Raw genomic sequence first — 1,607 nt, forward strand, 5'->3', positions numbered from 1 at the left:
GAACGGAGTGAAGTCCGCCCAGCCCTTCTCGGCAAGCGTCTTGGTGATCGCCGCGGTCAGCGTGGTCTTGCCATGGTCGACGTGACCGATGGTGCCGACGTTCACGTGCGGCTTGGTGCGCTCGAACTTCTTCTTCGCCATCGTTAACCCACCCTAGCTCCTGGCAAGGTCGCCGCCGACCTTGCTGATGATCTCTTCCGAAACTGACTTGGGAACCTTCTCGTACGCCGAGAACTGCATGGTGTAGGCCGCGCGACCCTGCGTGCGACTGCGCAGGTCGGTCGCATAGCCAAACATCTCCGAGAGCGGTACGCGCGCACGAATGACCTGCGCGCCGCCCCTCGGCTCCATACCCTCGATGTGACCGCGCCGGCTCGAAAGGTCGCCGATCACGTCACCCATGAAATCCTCCGGCGTGTTGACCTCGACAGCCATGACCGGCTCCAGTAGCGTGGGCTGCGCCTTGCGCAGTCCCTCCTTGATAGCCATCGAGCCGGCGACCTTGAACGCCATTTCCGAGGAGTCGACGTCGTGGTACGACCCGTCGACGAGTTCGACCTTCACGTCGACGACCGGATATCCGGCGAGCACGCCGGACTGAATCGCCTCCTGGATACCCTTGTCCACGGCGGGGATGTACTCCTTGGGAATGGAACCGCCGACGATCTTGTTGTCGAACACGTAGCCATCGCCGGGCTTCTGCGGGACAACGTTGATGACGACGTGCCCGTACTGTCCGCGGCCACCTGTCTGGCGGGCGAACTTCATGTCCACGTCGTCGACTTGCTTGCCTGCGGTCTCGCGGTAGGCGACCTGTGGCTTGCCGACGTTCGCCTCGACCTTGAACTCGCGCAGAAGGCGGTCGACGATGACCTCCAGGTGCAGTTCGCCCATTCCGGCGATGATCGTCTGGCCAGTCTCGATGTCGGTGCGAACCCGGAACGTCGGGTCCTCCTCGGCGAGCTTGGCCAAGGACTGCCCCAGCTTCTCCTGGTCGACCTTCGTCTTGGGTTCGATCGCGATGTCGATAACCGGATCGGGGAACTCCATCGACTCAAGCAGCACCGGCGCATTCACGGCGCTCAGCGTGTCGCCGGTGGTCGTGTTCTTGAGACCTACAGCCGCAACGATATCGCCGGCGCTGACATCAGTGACGTCCTCGCGGTGATTCGCGTGCATCTCAAGCAGACGGCCGATGCGCTCTTTGTGACCCTTCGTCGAGTTCAGCACATAGGAGCCGGCGGGCATCGAGCCCGAGTACACCCGGAAGTAGGTCAGTTTGCCGACGTAAGGGTCGGTCATGACCTTGAACGCCAGGGCCGCGAAGGGAGCATTGTCATCGGGCGGACGCTCGACCGACTCACCGGTCTTGAGATCCTTGCCACTGATAGCCGGGATCTCGAGCGGTGAAGGCAAGAAGTCGAGAATCGCGTCGAGCAAGGCCTGAACGCCCTTGTTCTTGAACGATGCGCCGCACGTGACGGGAGTGACCGCGCAATCGATCGTCGCCCGGCGAAGCGCCGCCTTCAACTCGTCGGCAGTGATCTCTTCGTCGCCGAGGTACTTCTCCAGGAGCGTGTCGTCGTACTCGGCAGCAGCTTCGACAA

General features: G+C 62.5%; 2 protein-coding genes. Both read right to left on the bottom strand.

Translation table 11 applies throughout. The features are described from left to right. A partial coding sequence (locus Q8K99_01700; GenBank protein ID MDP2181269.1) for a GTP-binding protein occupies positions 1-141 on the bottom strand: 141 nt, incomplete at its 3' end. 12 nt (positions 142-153) lie between these two features. Next, positions 154-1,607 (bottom strand): elongation factor G (gene fusA, locus Q8K99_01705; protein MDP2181270.1); only part of this gene is annotated, 1,454 nt, incomplete at its 5' end.

This window comes from Actinomycetota bacterium (assembly GCA_030682655.1).
Taxonomy (GTDB): Bacteria; Actinomycetota; Coriobacteriia; order Anaerosomatales; family JAUXNU01; genus JAUXNU01.